General features: G+C 61.1%; 16 protein-coding genes and 1 tRNA gene. 7 read left to right on the forward strand and 10 right to left on the reverse strand.

Annotated features, from left to right (window positions below):
- The first annotated feature begins 104 nt into the window (after window positions 1-104).
- The 5 genes from gcvT (at window position 105) to PMI11_RS32785 (ending at window position 5,240) form a co-directional block, all read left to right on the forward strand.
- Complete coding sequence (gene gcvT, locus PMI11_RS32765) at window positions 105-1,241, forward strand: glycine cleavage system aminomethyltransferase GcvT (protein WP_007826143.1); 1,137 nt, start codon at window positions 105-107, stop codon at window positions 1,239-1,241.
- Window positions 1,242-1,265: 24 nt separating this feature from the next.
- Window positions 1,266-1,628, forward strand: a complete 363-nt coding sequence (gene gcvH, locus PMI11_RS32770; protein WP_007826145.1) for a glycine cleavage system protein GcvH — start codon at window positions 1,266-1,268, stop codon at window positions 1,626-1,628.
- The gene (gene gcvP / locus PMI11_RS32775; RefSeq protein ID WP_007826147.1) at window positions 1,628-4,492 is read left to right on the forward strand and encodes an aminomethyl-transferring glycine dehydrogenase; all 2,865 of its coding nucleotides are present in this window, start codon (window positions 1,628-1,630) and stop codon (window positions 4,490-4,492) included. Before gcvH ends, gcvP begins: the two co-directional genes overlap by 1 nt.
- Before the next feature lie 129 nt (window positions 4,493-4,621).
- A complete protein-coding gene (locus PMI11_RS32780; RefSeq protein ID WP_025668662.1) occupies window positions 4,622-4,867 on the forward strand; it encodes a DUF982 domain-containing protein in 246 nt (81 codons plus the stop codon).
- Between the two features lie 297 nt (window positions 4,868-5,164).
- A tRNA-Thr gene (locus PMI11_RS32785) sits at window positions 5,165-5,240 on the forward strand.
- A gap of 52 nt (window positions 5,241-5,292) precedes the next feature.
- On the opposite strand, the gene PMI11_RS32790 is transcribed toward PMI11_RS32785, so the two are convergent.
- A complete protein-coding gene (locus tag PMI11_RS32790) occupies window positions 5,293-6,261 on the reverse strand; it encodes an SDR family NAD(P)-dependent oxidoreductase (protein WP_037072625.1) in 969 nt (322 codons plus the stop codon).
- 134 nt (window positions 6,262-6,395) lie between these two features.
- Between PMI11_RS32790 and PMI11_RS32795 the strand changes: the two genes are divergently transcribed.
- The gene (locus PMI11_RS32795; protein WP_007826154.1) at window positions 6,396-6,980 is read left to right on the forward strand and encodes a TetR/AcrR family transcriptional regulator; all 585 of its coding nucleotides are present in this window, start codon (window positions 6,396-6,398) and stop codon (window positions 6,978-6,980) included.
- A gap of 124 nt (window positions 6,981-7,104) precedes the next feature.
- Entirely contained in the window at window positions 7,105-7,410 is a 306-nt protein-coding gene (locus tag PMI11_RS32800) for a flagellar basal body protein (RefSeq protein ID WP_007826156.1), read from the forward strand.
- A gap of 15 nt (window positions 7,411-7,425) precedes the next feature.
- On the opposite strand, the gene PMI11_RS32805 is transcribed toward PMI11_RS32800, so the two are convergent.
- From PMI11_RS32805 to PMI11_RS32845, 9 genes are all read right to left on the reverse strand, one after another.
- Window positions 7,426-8,046, reverse strand: coding sequence for a LysE family translocator (locus tag PMI11_RS32805; RefSeq protein ID WP_007826158.1), 621 nt, complete (start codon window positions 8,044-8,046; stop codon window positions 7,426-7,428).
- A 205-nt stretch (window positions 8,047-8,251) separates the two neighbouring features.
- The gene (sufA, locus tag PMI11_RS32810; protein WP_007826159.1) at window positions 8,252-8,647 is read right to left on the reverse strand and encodes a Fe-S cluster assembly scaffold SufA; all 396 of its coding nucleotides are present in this window, start codon (window positions 8,645-8,647) and stop codon (window positions 8,252-8,254) included.
- Window positions 8,648-8,737: 90 nt separating this feature from the next.
- Complete coding sequence (locus PMI11_RS32815) at window positions 8,738-9,112, reverse strand: SUF system Fe-S cluster assembly protein (protein WP_007826160.1); 375 nt, start codon at window positions 9,110-9,112, stop codon at window positions 8,738-8,740.
- Window positions 9,113-9,122: 10 nt separating this feature from the next.
- Window positions 9,123-10,364, reverse strand: a complete 1,242-nt coding sequence (locus PMI11_RS32820; RefSeq protein ID WP_007826161.1) for a cysteine desulfurase — start codon at window positions 10,362-10,364, stop codon at window positions 9,123-9,125.
- Window positions 10,365-10,376: 12 nt separating this feature from the next.
- Complete coding sequence (gene sufD, locus PMI11_RS32825) at window positions 10,377-11,651, reverse strand: Fe-S cluster assembly protein SufD (RefSeq protein WP_007826162.1); 1,275 nt, start codon at window positions 11,649-11,651, stop codon at window positions 10,377-10,379.
- A gap of 23 nt (window positions 11,652-11,674) precedes the next feature.
- Window positions 11,675-12,430: a Fe-S cluster assembly ATPase SufC gene (gene sufC / locus PMI11_RS32830; protein WP_007826163.1), complete on the reverse strand. Its 756-nt coding sequence runs from the start codon at window positions 12,428-12,430 to the stop codon at window positions 11,675-11,677.
- An 81-nt stretch (window positions 12,431-12,511) separates the two neighbouring features.
- Entirely contained in the window at window positions 12,512-12,733 is a 222-nt protein-coding gene (locus PMI11_RS32835; RefSeq protein WP_007826164.1) for a hypothetical protein, read from the reverse strand.
- A gap of 1 nt (window position 12,734) precedes the next feature.
- Complete coding sequence (gene sufB, locus PMI11_RS32840) at window positions 12,735-14,204, reverse strand: Fe-S cluster assembly protein SufB (protein ID WP_007826165.1); 1,470 nt, start codon at window positions 14,202-14,204, stop codon at window positions 12,735-12,737.
- A gap of 142 nt (window positions 14,205-14,346) precedes the next feature.
- Window positions 14,347-15,513 carry a cysteine desulfurase family protein gene (locus PMI11_RS32845; protein ID WP_007826166.1) on the reverse strand — a complete coding sequence of 389 codons (1,167 nt, stop codon included), beginning with the start codon at window positions 15,511-15,513 and terminating at the stop codon, window positions 14,347-14,349.
- Window positions 15,514-15,594 lie beyond the last annotated feature (81 nt).

Raw genomic sequence — 15,594 nt, forward strand, 5'->3', positions numbered from 1 at the left:
TCTCAGGCACAGGGACAGAGGGGGCTCAAGGAGACAAGGCGCAACCGCGTCTTCAGTTTTGAGCCCGCGCCCGGAATTTCCGGCGCAAACCCCGGAGGCGTCTTTTGGACGATACTGCTGCCCTCAAGAAAACCCCGCTTCACGCGCTGCATCTATCGCTCGGCGCCCGCATGGTGCCCTTCGCAGGCTATGATATGCCGGTGCAATATCCGGCCGGTGTCATGAAGGAACACCTGCAGACCCGTACCGCTGCCGGCCTTTTCGATGTCTCCCATATGGGCCAAGTCATCATCAAGGCGAAGTCCGGCAAGTATGAGGATGCAGCACTTGCGCTCGAAAGCCTCGTGCCGGTCGATATCCTTGGTCTTGCCGAAGGACGCCAGCGCTACGGTTTCTTCACGGATGAGAATGGCGGTATCCTCGACGACCTGATGATCACCCATCTCGACGACCACCTCTTCGTCGTCGTCAACGCCGCCTGCAAGGAGCAAGACATCGCGCACCTGCAGAAGCATCTTTCCGACACCTGCGATATCACCGTTCTCGATCGCGCCCTGATCGCGCTGCAGGGCCCGCGCGCCGTCGAAGCGCTCGCCGAACTCTGGGCCGATGTTGCTGCCATGAAGTTCATGGACGTGCGCCACTGCCGCCTTCACGACGTTTCCTGTCTGGTCTCGCGTTCGGGCTATTCCGGCGAGGACGGCTTTGAAATTTCCATTCCCGCCGACAAGGCCGTGGATGTCACCAACCGGTTGCTAGAGCATCCCGATGTCGAGCCGATCGGCCTCGGCGCCCGTGACTCGCTGCGCCTCGAAGCCGGCCTCTGCCTCTATGGCAATGATATCGACACGACCACCTCACCGGTCGAAGCCGCCATCGAATGGGGCATGCAGAAGGCCCGCCGCACCGGTGGCGCCCGCGCCGGCGGTTTCCCGGGTGCCGAGCGCATTCTCGGCGAGCTGGACAAGGGCGTTAGCCGCAAGCGCGTCGGCCTGAAGCCTGAGGGCAAGGCGCCGGTGCGCGGCCATGCCAAGCTCTATGCCGATGCCGAAGGCAAGACCGAGATCGGCGAAGTCACCTCGGGTGGTTTCGGCCCCTCCGTCGAAGGCCCCGTCGCCATGGGCTATGTGCCCGTTTCCCATAGCGCACCAGGCACGCAGATCTACGCGGAAGTGCGCGGCAAATATCTGCCGATCACCGTTTCCGCCCTTCCCTTCATCACGCCGACCTACAAACGCTGACCCCTATTGCGAGAGGATTTTTCCATGCTGAAATTTACCCAGGAACATGAATGGCTGAAGCTCGAAGGCGATGTCGCGACCGTCGGCATCACCACCTATGCTGTCGAGCAGCTCGGCGATCTCGTTTTCGTGGAACTGCCAGAAGTCGGCGCTACCTTCTCCAAGGACGGCAATGCTGCGACGGTCGAATCCGTCAAGGCGGCTTCGGATGTCTACTGCCCGCTCGACGGCGAGATTGTCGAGGTCAATCCGGCCATCGTCGCCGACCCGTCGCTCGTCAATTCCGATCCTCAGGGGGCTGGCTGGTTCTTCAAACTCAAGCTCAAGAACCTTGCTGATGCCGATGGCCTGCTCGACGAAGCGGCCTACAAGGAGCTGACTGCGTAATGACGACGCCTACCGAATTCCAGTTCACCGACTATCAGCCCTATGACTTCGCCAACCGTCGTCATATCGGCCCCTCGCCGTCTGAAATGTCGGATATGCTCGGTGTCATCGGCTACAAGAGCCTCGATGCGCTGATCGACGCCACCGTCCCGCCCGCCATCCGCCAGAAGGCGCCGCTCCTCTGGGGCGCGCCGATGACGGAGCGCGAGGCGCTCGACAAGCTGCGCGAAACCGCCAACAAGAACAAGGTTCTGACCTCGCTGATCGGCCAGGGCTATTACGGCACGATCACGCCGCCGGTCATCCAGCGCAACATCCTGGAAAACCCCGCCTGGTACACGGCCTACACGCCCTACCAGCCGGAGATTTCTCAGGGCCGCCTCGAAGCGCTCCTGAACTACCAGACGATGATCTGCGACCTGACCGGCCTCGACGTTGCCAACGCCTCGCTGCTCGATGAAGCAACGGCTGCTGCCGAAGGCATGGCCATGGCCGAGCGCGTTTCGAAGTCGAAGGCCAAAGCCTTCTTCGTCGATGCCGACTGCCATCCGCAGACGATCGAGCTGATCAAGACCCGTGCCGAGCCGCTCGGCTGGTCCGTCATCGTCGGCAACCCGTTCACCGATCTCGATCCGGTCGATGTCTTCGGCGCGATCTTCCAGTATCCTGGCACGCACGGCCATGTGCGCGATTTCACCGGCCTGATCTCCCGCCTGCACCAGACGGGCGCGATCGCCGTCGTTGCCGCCGATATCCTGTCGCTCACGCTTCTGAAATCGCCCGGTGAAATGGGTGCCGATATCGCCATCGGCTCCTCGCAGCGCTTCGGCGTTCCCGTCGGTTACGGCGGTCCGCATGCCGCCTATATGTCGGTCAAGGATGCCATCAAGCGCTCCATGCCCGGCCGTCTTGTCGGCGTTTCCGTCGATGCCCGCGGCAACCGCGCCTACCGTCTGTCGCTGCAGACACGCGAACAGCATATCCGCCGCGAAAAGGCGACGTCGAACATCTGCACCGCGCAGGTTCTGCTCGCCGTCATGGCCTCCATGTACGCCGTCTTCCATGGTCCGAAGGGCATCAAGGCGATCGCCCAGCAGGTCCACCAGAAGGCCGTGTTGATGGCCAAGGGGCTGGAAAAGCTCGGCTACAAAGTTGAACCGGAGACCTTCTTCGACACGATCACCGTTGACGTCGGCCACATGCAGGGCCTCATCCTACGCGGAGCCGTTGCCGAGGGCGTCAATCTGCGCAAGGTCGGTCAGACGAAGATCGGCATGTCGCTCGACGAGCGCACCCGCCCGGCAACGCTGGAAGCTGTCTGGCGTGCCTTCGGCGGCAATTTCCAGATCGCCGATTTCGAGCCGTCCTATCGCCTGCCGAAGGATTTGCTGCGCACCAGCGAATATCTGACGCATCCGATCTTCCACATGAACCGCGCCGAAAGCGAAATGACCCGCTACATCCGCCGGCTCTCCGACCGCGATCTGGCGCTCGACCGCTCGATGATCCCGCTCGGCTCCTGCACGATGAAGCTGAATGCCACGACCGAAATGCTGCCGATCACCTGGCCGGAATTCTCCGACATCCATCCTTTCGTGCCGGCCGACCAGGCGCTTGGCTATCGCGAAATGATCGATGACCTGACGGAAAAGCTCTGCGCCGTCACCGGCTACGACGCCTTCTCCATGCAGCCGAATTCCGGCGCTCAGGGCGAATATGCAGGCTTGCTCACCATCCGCAACTACCACATTGCCAATGGCCAGGGTCATCGTGACGTCTGCCTCATCCCGACCTCGGCGCATGGCACCAACCCGGCTTCGGCCCAGATGGTCGGCATGAAGGTCGTGGTCGTCAAGGTGCGTGAAAACGGCGATATCGACCTCGACGATTTCCGCGCCAAGGCGGAGCAGTATGCAGATAATCTCTCCTGCTGCATGATCACCTATCCGTCGACCCATGGCGTGTTCGAGGAAACCGTCAAGGAAATCTGCGACCTCGTGCATAAGCATGGCGGCCAGGTCTATCTCGACGGCGCCAACATGAACGCCATGGTCGGCCTGTCCCGCCCTGGTGACATCGGTTCCGACGTTTCGCACCTCAACCTGCACAAGACATTCTGCATCCCGCATGGCGGTGGCGGTCCCGGCATGGGTCCGATCGGCGTCAAATCGCATCTGGCGGCCTACCTGCCCGGTCATCCGGAAACGGACGGCCGTTCGGGCGCGGTTTCGGCAGCAGCTTTCGGTTCGGCGTCCATTCTGCCGATCTCCTGGAGTTACTGCCTGATGATGGGCGGCGAAGGCCTGACGCAGGCAACGAAGGTGGCAATCCTCAACGCCAACTACATCGCTGCCCGCCTCAAGGGCGCCTACGACGTGCTCTACAAGTCGGCTGCCGGCCGTGTGGCGCATGAATGCATCATCGACACCCGTCCGCTGGTCGACAGCTGCGGCGTGACCGTCGATGACGTTGCCAAGCGTCTGATCGACTGCGGCTTCCATGCTCCGACCATGAGCTGGCCGGTTGCCGGCACGCTGATGATCGAGCCGACCGAGTCCGAAACCAAGGCTGAACTCGACCGCTTCTGCGAAGCGATGCTGGCGATCCGTCAGGAAGCCCGCGACATCGAGGAAGGCCGTTCGGACAAGTTGAACAACCCGCTGAAGAACGCCCCGCATACCGTCGAAGACCTCGTCGGCGAATGGGATCGCCCCTATTCGCGCGAACAGGCCTGCTTCCCGCCCGGCGCCTTCCGCGTGGACAAGTACTGGTCGCCGGTCAACCGCGTCGACAACGTCTATGGCGACCGCAACCTGATCTGCACCTGCCCGCCGGTCGAGGCTTACGCAGAGGCAGCTGAATAGCAGTCAGACCAGACGCCCAGCGTTGAGCAATCCAAGCCCCTTCCATCATGGGAGGGGCTTTCCTAATTCTGATAGAGAATACGCGAAGAAAGGCCACAACAAATGCCCCAGGATCAAAGCGAAGCCAGAATGCAGGCGCCATGGTCTAAGCCCGTACTCCTCGCTCTCGAAGAGCCCGGCCAATACGTGACCATCGATAATACCCAGGCCGCCTCCTGGGCGATGATCGAGGACTGGCCGACAGAAGATGGTGCCGCACTCGACCAGGCGCTGCTGATCTGCGCCGACGTCATCAAGGGCAAGCGTACCGGCGAGGATGCGCGCAAGGCATTCATCGCCGCCGCAGTCGAAGCGGGCCTCGATATCAAGGCCTGAACGGCGGCGGTTGGCAAGGAGCTGCGGAGACGGATGATGCGCAGCTATGCATCCCTGACGATGAAGGACAGCCGCCAGACTTTTTCGGGACTTTCATCCGCACTGGTGAACCATTTTCAGTTCTCTGCGTAGTTATCGTTGCTGGACGCTGCAAGACCAGCAGGGAGAAGGGTTGCCTGCCCCTGTACCGGGCACCCTTCTCCTGTATCACCTTTTGCGGCAGGTTAACCTTACCCTCTAACCGTCTATCGAAGCTCCGTTCGTCTGCGAACGCCATGTCTGGTATAAAGATACCATGCCCCTCGTAGCTCAACGTAAGAGCAGCTGTCTGGTTTGCAGCCGATCCAGGTTCAATTCCTCGGCAGGGGCACCAGCTTCCCAGTCCCCCTGGCTTTTATCTGCGTCGAAGCGGGATAGTTTGCGGCTTAGAAGCGCTCGCCGACCAGCTCTTCGCTCTTGGCCCACAATGCCTTGGCCGTCTCGGGATTAAGCGCGTAGGCACGCACCCCCTCGGAAATCGGGCTGATCTCCGCATCCGTCACTTCGGAGACGTGGCAATTCTCGCAATATCTGCCGCCGACCGCGTCTGCCGGGGCGACGAAACCTGCCCAGACGGAGGTCGCCGCGCCCTGAGGAATCGTCTTCCACTGGAAGGGCGGCTTGCCCTCGGCGGCGAGTGCTGCGTTGATCTGCGCCAACATGCCTTCGATCATGCCAGGGTCGAGGTGGCGCCCGAGCTCGGTGTTGATGCCACCGGGATGCAGTGCTGTTGCGCGTATGCCGCGCTCCCTCAGGCGCCGGTCGAGTTCCACCGCGAACAGGATATTTGCGGTCTTCGACTGGGCATAGGCCGCCCAGGGCTCGTAAGACTTGCTCTCGAAATTCAGGTCGTCGAGGCTGAAAGGTGCCATGCGATGGCCGGAGGATGCGACGATCACCACGCGGCCGCCGGATTTGACGAGCGGAGCGATGCGGTTGACCAGCACGAAATGACCGAGATGGTTGGTGCCGAACTGCGTTTCGAAACCATCGGCGGTGCGGCCGAAGGGAGCGGCCATGACGCCGGCATTGGCGATGACGACATCGAAGGGGCGACCATCCGCAATGAGCGCATCGGCGCAGGCGCGCACGCTTGCCAGAGAGGCAAGATCGAGCTCGACGATATCGAGGCTGCCGCCATTGGCAGCACCGGCGCGCACGACTTCCGTTGCCGCTCTCGCCTTTGCAAGGTCACGCGCCGTGCCCACCACCTGCGCTCCATGGGCTGCCAGCACGCGCGCGGTTTCCACGCCGAGGCCGGCCGAAACACCCGTCACCAGCACGCGCTTGTCCTTGAGATCGACGCCGGCGAGCACCTCGTCGGTGGTCGATGTCGCGCCAAAAAGTCCACTCATGATTATCTCCTTGATCATGGACGCACCGCTCCGGACTGGTGAACCATTGCCCACCGGCCTCAAATGGAATAAAAGGAGGATGCCTCCAGATAAATACGGAGGGCGCCTCCGTTTATCAAGGGGACTTCTCGTAAATGGCCGGAAAAAGTGACGGGTCCACCGTCCGAAAGCCGCGTGCGGATGCCGAACGCAACCGCCTTCTGTTGATGGAAACGGCAAAGACCGTATTCGCCGAAAAGGGTTCCAGCGCCAGCCTGGAGGAAATCGCTCGCATTGCCGGCGTTGGCATCGGCACGCTCTATCGGCATTTCCCGACGCGTGATGCACTGGTTTCCGCCATCTACCGCAATGAGACGGCGCAGCTTGCCGCTGCCGCCAAAAGCCTCGCCGAAACGCATCCGCCTGTCGAAGCGCTGCGCCTGTGGCTGGTCCAGTTCGTCGACTATGTGGTGACGAAACATGGCATTTCCGAAGTGCTGGATTCGCTTGTTGGCGGCACCTCCGAGCTCTATGCGGATTCAGCCGATTTGATCATAGGTGCCGTCAATCTGCTGGTGGATCGCGCCGTCGCCACCGGTGAAATCCGTCTGGCGATGGACCCTCTCGACATTTTGCGCGCGCTGGCGGGCGGCGCGAGCATCAGCTGCGGCCCGGCTTGGCGGAATGCAGCAAGGCAACTCATCGATATCCTGATTGCGGGCATGAAAGCCGGTCGCTGAGGCTGTCGTACCATTCCGGCACAGCTGTCCCAGATGCCCTCGCCTTTCGCTAACCGAAGCCGTTCAGCATTCCCTAAATCCTTGTCGGTAAAACGCTGGCAGTCCGGAAACAGGGAAACGGTCGATGAGCATTTCTGCAATCACGCATACAGCTCTTTCGGGAATGCTGGCGCAGTCGACGCGCGCAAGTGCGATCGCCAATAACGTCGCCAACGCGAGCACGCCGGGCTATGGCCGGCTGAACACCAGCTTCCAGTCCGTCGAACCCTCAGGCGTGCAGGCAAGCGTCACCGATACGGATCAGGGTGTGGATTTCGCGACCGAACTGACCGATCTCGTCGAGACCGAACAGAGCTACAAGGCGAACGCATCAGTCTTCGAGACCGGGGCCGATCTCTGGGACGTGCTGATGAGCATCAAGCGCGACTGATCACGCCTTACCTCTTCAAACGATCGAATAAGCCACCGAACCGAGCGCCACCGCGCCGAAAGCGATCAGCATATAGCTCGTCGCTCGGCCGACCTTGGCCGTGAAATCGGCCGAGAGCCGGTCTCTTGCAAGGCTGACCGCGCCGCTGAGGCAAAACCACCAGAGGAGCGACCCCAGGAAGACGCCCGAGACGATCATCGCCGAGCTGAAGCGGCGCGTCTCCTCCGTCAGCCCAAGCCCGGCAAACAGTGCCCCGAAGGAGAGGATCGTCGCCGGATTGGAGATGGTCAGCAGGAAGGTCGAGATGGTCGTGTGCAGGAAGTCGGCCGCCTTGATCTTTGCCGCCTTAATCTTTCCCTTGTTCTTCAGGCCCCGCCAGCCGAGCCAGAGCAGCATCAGCCCGCCGCCAAGCGCCAGCGGAATGGTGGCCATCGACATGGTTTCCGAAAAGACGGCAAGCCCGGCTACTGCGACCAGCGCGTAGGTCGCATCGCCCAGCGCCGTTCCTAGCCCGCCGGAAAAACCGTACCAGAACCCCTTCTCGAGGCTTCTGTTGACGCAGAGCGTTCCGATCGGCCCGAGCGGCGCGGTGATGATGACGCCCAGCAGGGCGCCTTTCAGGAACAGAAAGAGCATTGTCCGCTTCGTTTCTTCTTGGTCGCTTGTCGGTCTCGGACAGGCTCATAAAAATCAAAAGGCCGCCAATTATGGCGGCCATCAGGCAATTTCAATGAAAAATTGCTTAGCATGTCGCGCAAAAGTGTGCAGCGGTTTTGCGATAACGACATGCGCAAAACAAAGACTTAAGCGCGTCAAGCGATCTGAAAGATCGCGACACGCTTTAATGCTGCGCCGGAACCACGGCATCGCCGCGTGCGGCAAGCGCTGCCAGGTCGGCGGGCTTCAGCTCGACGGACTCACCGCAGCCGCAGGCCGATGTCTGGTTCGGATTGGTGAAGATGAAGCCGGAGCGCAGCGTCGTCGTCTCGAAGCCGAGTTCGGTGCCGAGCAGATAGAGAACGGCCGACGGCTCGATCCAGACCTTGGCGCCGTCGCGCTCGATCAAGTCGTCCTTGGCATTGGGTTCCGTCACCATGTCGATGGTATATTCCATCCCGGCGCAGCCACCCTTCTTGATGCCGACGCGAATGCCCTTGGCATCCGGCCCGCCATTGCCGACGATCGCCTTCACGCGCTCTGCGGCGGCTTCCGTCATGCTCATTACTGCAAAGCCCATGGGCTCAATCTCCTTCCACAACCGGGGTCAAGATCCGGTGCTTGGTGATTCAATGTAGTCGCCGCGAGTAAACGGATCAATACCAGCCTGTTAATACCAGCCAACGGCGACCTGCGCCTCCTCGGACATGCGGTCAGGCGTCCACGGCGGATCGAAGGTCATGGCGACCTCGACGCCCGAAACGCCCTCGACGGCGCCGACGGCATTTTCCACCCAGCCGGGCATTTCGCCGGCAACCGGGCAGCCAGGTGCAGTCAGCGTCATCATGATCTTCACCATGCGGTCGTCTTCGATGTCGATCTTGTAGATGAGGCCGAGCTCGAAGATGTCAGCCGGAATTTCCGGGTCGTAGACGGTCTTGAGAGCGCCGATCACATCGTCGCTGAGACGCGCCAGTTCCGCTTCGGGAATGCTGGAATGCACGATGCCTTCGCGCACGTCGATCTTCTCTTCATTCAGGCTCATGGCTTCTTCCTCAAGCAAAGAACTTGCGCGCATAGTCGAGCGCATTTGCAAGCGCATCCACCTCGGCGCGGGTATTATACATGCCGAAGGATGCACGGCATGTGGAGGTCACGCCGAAGCGTTTCAAGAGCGGCATGGCGCAATGCGTGCCGGCGCGAACGGCAACACCCTGGCGGTCGATCACCATCGAGACGTCATGGGCATGAATGCCCGCAAGCTCGAAGGAGAAGATGGCGCCCTTGCCTGGTGCATTGCCGAACACGCGCAGCGAATTGACTGCCTTCAGCCGCTCTTCTGCATAAGCAGTCAGATCCGCCTCATGGGCTGCGATATTTTCGCGGCCGATCTTGTCCATATAGTCGAGCGCATAACCGAGCCCGATCGCCTGCACGATCGGCGGCGTGCCGGCCTCGAAACGATGCGGCGGATCATTATAGGTGACGATATCCTCGCTCACCTCGAAGATCATCTCGCCACCGCCCTGGAACGGCCGCATCTCCTTCAGCCGGTCCTTCTTGCCGTAAAGCACGCCGATACCCGACGGGCCATAAAGCTTGTGGCCGGTCATGACATACCAGTCGCAATCGATATCCTGCACATCGACGGGCAGATGCACTGCACCCTGCGAACCGTCGATCAGAACGGGAATGCCACGCTCATGAGCGATGCGGCAGACTTCCTTGACCGGAACGATCGTGCCGAGCGCATTCGACATATGGGTAATGGCGACGAGCTTGGTCTTGTCGGTCAGGCTCTTCTCGAAATCCTCGATATGGAAGGCGCCCTCGTCATCGACAGGCACCCAGACGAGCTTGGCGCCCTGCCTCTCCCTGATGAAGTGCCAAGGCACGATGTTGGAGTGATGCTCCATGATCGTCAGTACGATCTCATCGCCTTCGCCGATCTTGGGCATGCCCCAGCCGTAGGCGACGGTGTTGATCGCCTCGGTCGAGTTCTTGGTGAAGACGATGTCATCGACCGAAGGCGCGTTCAGGAAGCGGCGAACCTTTTCGCGCGACGCTTCATAGGCTTCCGTCGCAGCATTGGAGAGATAGTGCAGGCCGCGATGCACATTGGCATATTCGTGGCTGTAGGCATGAGAGATCGCATCGATCACCGCCTGCGGCTTCTGTGCGGAGGCGCCGTTGTCCAGATAGACCAGCGGCTTGCCATGCACCTTCTCCGCAAGGATCGGGAAATCCCTGCGGATGGCTTCGACATCATAGGCAGTTGCCGGTACGATCTTGTCCATGGCGATATCCGATCAGGCGTGCTTTTCCAGCCAGGCCGAAATGACGCCTTCCAGCGCTTCGACCAGGGCTTCGTCTTCCAGTTCCTCGACGATCTCGGCAACGAAAGCGTTGACGAGCATGGCGCGCGCCTTGTTCTCCGGAATGCCGCGAGCCATCAGGTAGTAGAGATGGTTATGATCGATATCGGCAACCGTCGCACCATGGCCGCACTGCACGTCGTCGGCGAAGATTTCGAGCTCGGGCTTGACCGAGAATTCGGCATCGTCGGACATCAGCAGCGTGTTGCAGGCCATCTTGGCGTCGGTCTTCTGGGCATCGGGGGCAACCCGGATCATGCCCTGGAAGACGCCCCTGGCGCGATCAAAGACGACGTTGCGGATCACTTCGGTGGAGCCGGTATGCGGCACGTCGTGGCCGAGCACCATCGTCACGTCGGTGTGCGTCTCGGCGCCGAGCAGGTTGATGCCGCGCAGCGTCAGATCGGCGCCCTCGCCCGTCACCTTGATATTCAGCTCCTGGCGCACCAGCTTGCCGCCGGCATTGATGACGAAGAGCTTCAACTTGGCGTCAGCGCCGAGATCGACGCGGATCTGGCCGAGATGCGTATCCTCGGCCCCCTGCTGCTGCAGGATGATCCAGGTCAGTTCGGTGCCCTGCCCGACCGTGATGTCACTGACATGCGACACGAGCGCAGCATTGTCGGTCACCGACTGGTGACGCTCGATGACGACACCCTTCACATTGGCGCCGAAGCTGACTGGCAGGCGGGTATGAATGTCGCCGCCGGCATGCACGAACTGGATTTCCAGCGGCTCTTCGAACTCGGTGCCATCAGGCACGTCGACCACATAGCCGTCCTTGACGAAGCTGCCGTTGATGCGGCCGACCGCGTCATCGCGGCCGAGTGCGTCGAGATTGGCGGCGGCCGAACCATCGGTCAGCTTTTCGGAATAGACCGCAACAGCGAGATCGCCGGCAGATGCCTTGTGGACAGGCTTGCCCTGGATCACGGCAAGAACCGGCGAACCGTCGACCAGCGGCTCCAGCGCTTCCGAGCCGGCGTCACCCGCCTGGACCGGAATGTTGCGCAGCAGGTTCTTCAGGTCCGTATAGTGCCAGGCCTCGACGCGGCGCGTCGGCAGGCCTTCCCTCTTCAGGTCGTCGAGCAGCCGGTCGCGCAGCGCAGTGACTGCGCCATTGCCCGGCAGTTCGCCGATCTTCTCGTTGAAGGCTTCGATCAGCGCCGCTTCGGCCGCGGTCAGGCGGCTCGTCGTTTGCATGTTCATGGACGTCGTCCTTTCCGCCACGCTCAGGCTGCGGCGCCGATAATGTCGGCGTAACCGTTGGCTTCCAGCTCATGAGCGAGCGTCTTGTCGCCGGACTTGATGACCTGGCCCTTGTAGAGAACGTGGACCGTATCCGGCACGATGTAATCGAGCAGGCGCTGGTAATGGGTGATGACGATGACGGCACGATCCGGCGAACGCAGCGCGTTGACGCCGTCAGCCACGACCTTGAGTGCGTCGATGTCGAGGCCGGAGTCGGTTTCGTCGAGCACGCAAAGCTTAGGCTCAAGAAGCGCCATCTGCAGGATTTCGGCGCGCTTCTTCTCACCGCCGGAGAAGCCGACGTTCAGCGGGCGCTTCAGCATCTCGGTGTTGATCTGCAGCTTGGCCGCAGCGTCCTTGACCCGGCGCATGAAGTCCGGCGTCGTCAGCTCGTCTTCGCCACGCGCCTTGCGCTGCTCGTTCATCGCCACCTTCAGGAACTGCATGGTGGCGACACCCGGAATTTCGACCGGGTACTGGAAGGCGAGAAAGATGCCCTTGGAGGCGCGCTCGGCAGCATCGAGCTCGAGGATGCTCTCGCCGTTATAGAGAATGTCGCCTTCGGTCACTTCATAGTCTTCGCGGCCGGAGAGGATGTATGACAGCGTCGACTTGCCGGAGCCGTTCGGGCCCATGATGGCGGCAACTTCGCCGGCTTTCACGGTCAGGTTCAGACCACGGATGATCTCGGTGCCGTCTTCGGCGATGCGGGCATGGAGGTTCTTGATTTCAAGCATCTTTGGTTCCTGCGTTTTCTCTGCGCAGCTCACTCAGAGCCTCGCGTAATTTCTAAGAATGTCGACCTGTTGCGTTAACCGCTATCGCCCAAAACGGATTACGGCGAGAAGCAATTCGACCAGACTCGGGAAGCTCAGAATGACCTCTCCCGGCTTTTCTACACGCTGCCGGAGAAACACATAGGGCCGCTCCGGCGGCGTTTCCGTCTCGTATCTTTGCTCGCGGGGACCTATCTTCGACAGGATCTCTCCGCGCATATTCGTCAGGCGTTCAAGAATGCGCCTCTTGTCCGCCTCGCTCATGTCAGCCGACCGAGCCTTCCAGCGAGATGCTGATCAGCTTCTGCGCCTCGACAGCGAATTCCATCGGCAGTTCCTGCAGAACTTCCTTGACGAAGCCGTTGACGATCAGCGCGATTGCAGCCTCGGTCGGAATGCCGCGCTGCAGGCAGTAGAATAGCTGGTCTTCGGAAATCTTCGAGGTGGTCGCCTCGTGCTCGAACTGCGCCGTCGAATTCTTCGCTTCGATGTAAGGCACCGTATGGGCGCCGCACTTGTCGCCGATCAGCAGCGAGTCGCACTGCGTGAAGTTGCGAGCGTTCGAGGCCTTGCGGTGGGCAGAGACCTGGCCGCGATAGGTATTCTGCGAAACGCCGGCGGCGATACCCTTGGAGACGATGCGGCTCGACGTATTCTTGCCGAGATGGATCATCTTGGTGCCGCTGTCGATCTGCTGATGGCCGTTGGAAACGGCGATCGAGTAGAACTCACCTCTGGAGTCATCGCCACGCAGGATGCAGGACGGATATTTCCAGGTGATCGCCGAACCGGTCTCGACCTGCGTCCAGGAGATCTTCGAACGGTCGCCGCGGCAATCGCCACGCTTGGTGACGAAGTTGTAGATGCCGCCCTTGCCGTCCTTGTCGCCCGGATACCAGTTCTGGACCGTCGAATACTTGATCTCGGCATCGTCGAGTGCAATCAGTTCGACCACGGCGGCGTGCAGCTGGTTTTCATCGCGCTGCGGTGCGGTGCAGCCTTCGAGGTAGGACACGTAAGCGCCTTCCTCGGCGATGATCAGCGTGCGCTCGAACTGGCCGGTATTCTTCTCGTTGATGCGGAAGTAGGTGGAAAGCTCCATCGGGCACCGCACGCCCTTCGGTACGAAGACGAAGGAGCCGTCGGTGAAAACAGCCGAGTTCAGCGTCGCATAATAGTTGTCGGTCGTCGGAACGACGGAGCCAAGGTACTTCTGTACCAGCTCGGGATGTTCGCGGATCGCTTCCGAGATCGACATGAAGATCACGCCGGCCTTCTTCAACTCTTCCTTGAAGGTCGTCACGACGGAGACGGAATCGAATACCGCATCGACGGCAATCTTCGGTTTCTCGACGCCGGCGAGGATTTCCTGTTCCTTCAGCGGAATGCCGAGCTTCTCGTAGACCTTCAGGATCTCAGGGTCGACTTCGTCCAGCGACTTCGGACCCGGCGTGCTCTTCGGTGCCGCGTAATAGTGGATCGCGTTGAAATCGATCTTCGGATAATCGACACGCGCCCAGGTGGGCTCATCCATCGTCAGCCAGCGCTTGTAGGCTTCGAGACGCCATTCGAGCATCCATTCCGGCTCCTGCTTCTTGGAGGAGATCAGGCGGATGATGTCTTCGGAAAGGCCCTTGGGTGCCTTGTCCATTTCGATGACGGTTTCGAAGCCGTATTTATACTGGTCCACATCGATCTGGCGGACGCGATCGACTGTTTCCTGGACAGCAGGCATGTCACTCTCCAATCTCGCCGGATAAAAGGTCCGGCAGCTTGTCAGTGGGGCAATTGACTTGCCCCTGATGTAAGTGGCCAAAAGGGACTTTTCAGCCCTGTTGGCAAGTAGAAATTTGCGTTTCCGCAAGTTTGTGAGGCGTTCAGGCCGCCTCGCCCGCCAGCTTTCGCCGGGAGGCAATCTTGGCAAAGGCGGCAATCGCCCTATCCACGTCTTCTTCCGTCGTCGAAAAGCCGAGCGATATACGCAGCGCCCCGAGCTTCGGATCGCGGCCCATCGCCGTCAGCACGTGGCTTTCGCCGACCCTGCCGGAAGAGCAGGCAGAGCCCGCCGAAAGTGCCACGCCTTCGAGATCGAAGGCGATCTGCCCGGTCTCGGCCTTCATGCAGGGAAGCGTGAAGAAGATGGTATTGGCAACGCGCGGGCCGCCGGCGCCGTGGACGATGACATCGGGTGCTGCCGTGCGCATGCCGGCTTCCAGCCGGTCGCGCAGGACGGCAATCGCGGCATTGCGCTCCTCAAGATTCTGCAGCACGGCTTCAGCAGCTGCCCCGAAGCCGATCAGCGCCAGCGAATTCTGCGTCCCCGAGCGGTGACCCTTCTCCTGCCCGCCACCGCGGATCAACGCTTTCGGCATCAGCGCCTCGCCGCGAGCGATCAGCGCGCCCGCTCCTTTCGGTCCACCGATCTTGTGGGAAGAAATGATCATGAAATCGGCGCCGATCCGCCCGATCTCGATCGGCAGACGGCCGGCCGCCTGCACGGCATCGACCACGAAGAGCCCGCCATGCCCACGCACGATCCTGCCCGCTTCCTCGACCGGCTGGACGATGCCCGTCTCGTTGTTGACGAACATGATCGCCACCATCGGCAGGCCCGTCGACTTGTCATGGGCGTCGAGAAGCGCGGAGAGTGCCTTCAGATCGACGATGCCGGCCTCGGTTACCGGTATTTCGGTCGTCTTGTCCTTAGGGAAACGGCCACCCTCGCGCACTGCCAGATGCTCGACGGCGGAATGATAGAGGCGGCCGAGCTTCAGCGGTGTGCGGCCCATGCTGAAATCAGGCGTCAGCACCATATTGGCCGCTTCGGTCGCACCGCTCGTAAAGATCACATTGGCCGGGTCGGTGCCCGTCAGTAACGCGATCTTACGGCGCGCACCCTCGATGGCGGCGCGCGCGGCACGGCCCTCGCCGTGCACGGAATTGGGATTGCCGAAGACGTCCACGGCGCGCATGACCGCGTCACGCGCTGCAGGGTGCATCGGCGATGTTGCGTTCCAATCGAGATAAAGGCGTGGCGGCGCCATTGTCTTCGGTCCTGCGCTTGACGAGCTTGCTTCGGGCGTGGCGGCGCATTTTTCTTGAAATTTCCGCCGGGCTTGCCTTAT

Origin of the sequence: Rhizobium sp. CF142, from assembly GCF_000281145.1 — a bacterium.
In the GTDB taxonomy this organism is placed as follows: Bacteria; Pseudomonadota; Alphaproteobacteria; order Rhizobiales; family Rhizobiaceae; genus Rhizobium.

Bases quoted from the DNA above. Each gene is read 5' to 3' on its own strand.
- gcvH (WP_007826145.1), top strand. From the start codon at position 1,266: ATGCTGAAATTTACCCAGGAACATGAATGGCTGAAGCTCGAAGGCGAT.
- gcvP (WP_007826147.1), top strand. From the start codon at position 1,628: ATGACGACGCCTACCGAATTCCAGTTCACCGACTATCAGCCCTATGAC.
- PMI11_RS32780 (WP_025668662.1), top strand. From the start codon at position 4,622: ATGCAGGCGCCATGGTCTAAGCCCGTACTCCTCGCTCTCGAAGAGCCC.
- PMI11_RS32790 (WP_037072625.1), bottom strand. From the start codon at position 6,261: ATGAGTGGACTTTTTGGCGCGACATCGACCACCGACGAGGTGCTCGCC.
- PMI11_RS32795 (WP_007826154.1), top strand. From the start codon at position 6,396: ATGGCCGGAAAAAGTGACGGGTCCACCGTCCGAAAGCCGCGTGCGGAT.
- PMI11_RS32800 (WP_007826156.1), top strand. From the start codon at position 7,105: ATGAGCATTTCTGCAATCACGCATACAGCTCTTTCGGGAATGCTGGCG.
- PMI11_RS32805 (WP_007826158.1), bottom strand. From the start codon at position 8,046: ATGCTCTTTCTGTTCCTGAAAGGCGCCCTGCTGGGCGTCATCATCACC.
- sufA (WP_007826159.1), bottom strand. From the start codon at position 8,647: ATGGGCTTTGCAGTAATGAGCATGACGGAAGCCGCCGCAGAGCGCGTG.
- PMI11_RS32815 (WP_007826160.1), bottom strand. From the start codon at position 9,112: ATGAGCCTGAATGAAGAGAAGATCGACGTGCGCGAAGGCATCGTGCAT.
- PMI11_RS32820 (WP_007826161.1), bottom strand. From the start codon at position 10,364: ATGGACAAGATCGTACCGGCAACTGCCTATGATGTCGAAGCCATCCGC.
- sufD (WP_007826162.1), bottom strand. From the start codon at position 11,651: ATGAACATGCAAACGACGAGCCGCCTGACCGCGGCCGAAGCGGCGCTG.
- sufC (WP_007826163.1), bottom strand. From the start codon at position 12,430: ATGCTTGAAATCAAGAACCTCCATGCCCGCATCGCCGAAGACGGCACC.
- PMI11_RS32835 (WP_007826164.1), bottom strand. From the start codon at position 12,733: ATGAGCGAGGCGGACAAGAGGCGCATTCTTGAACGCCTGACGAATATG.
- sufB (WP_007826165.1), bottom strand. From the start codon at position 14,204: ATGCCTGCTGTCCAGGAAACAGTCGATCGCGTCCGCCAGATCGATGTG.
- PMI11_RS32845 (WP_007826166.1), bottom strand. From the start codon at position 15,513: ATGGCGCCGCCACGCCTTTATCTCGATTGGAACGCAACATCGCCGATG.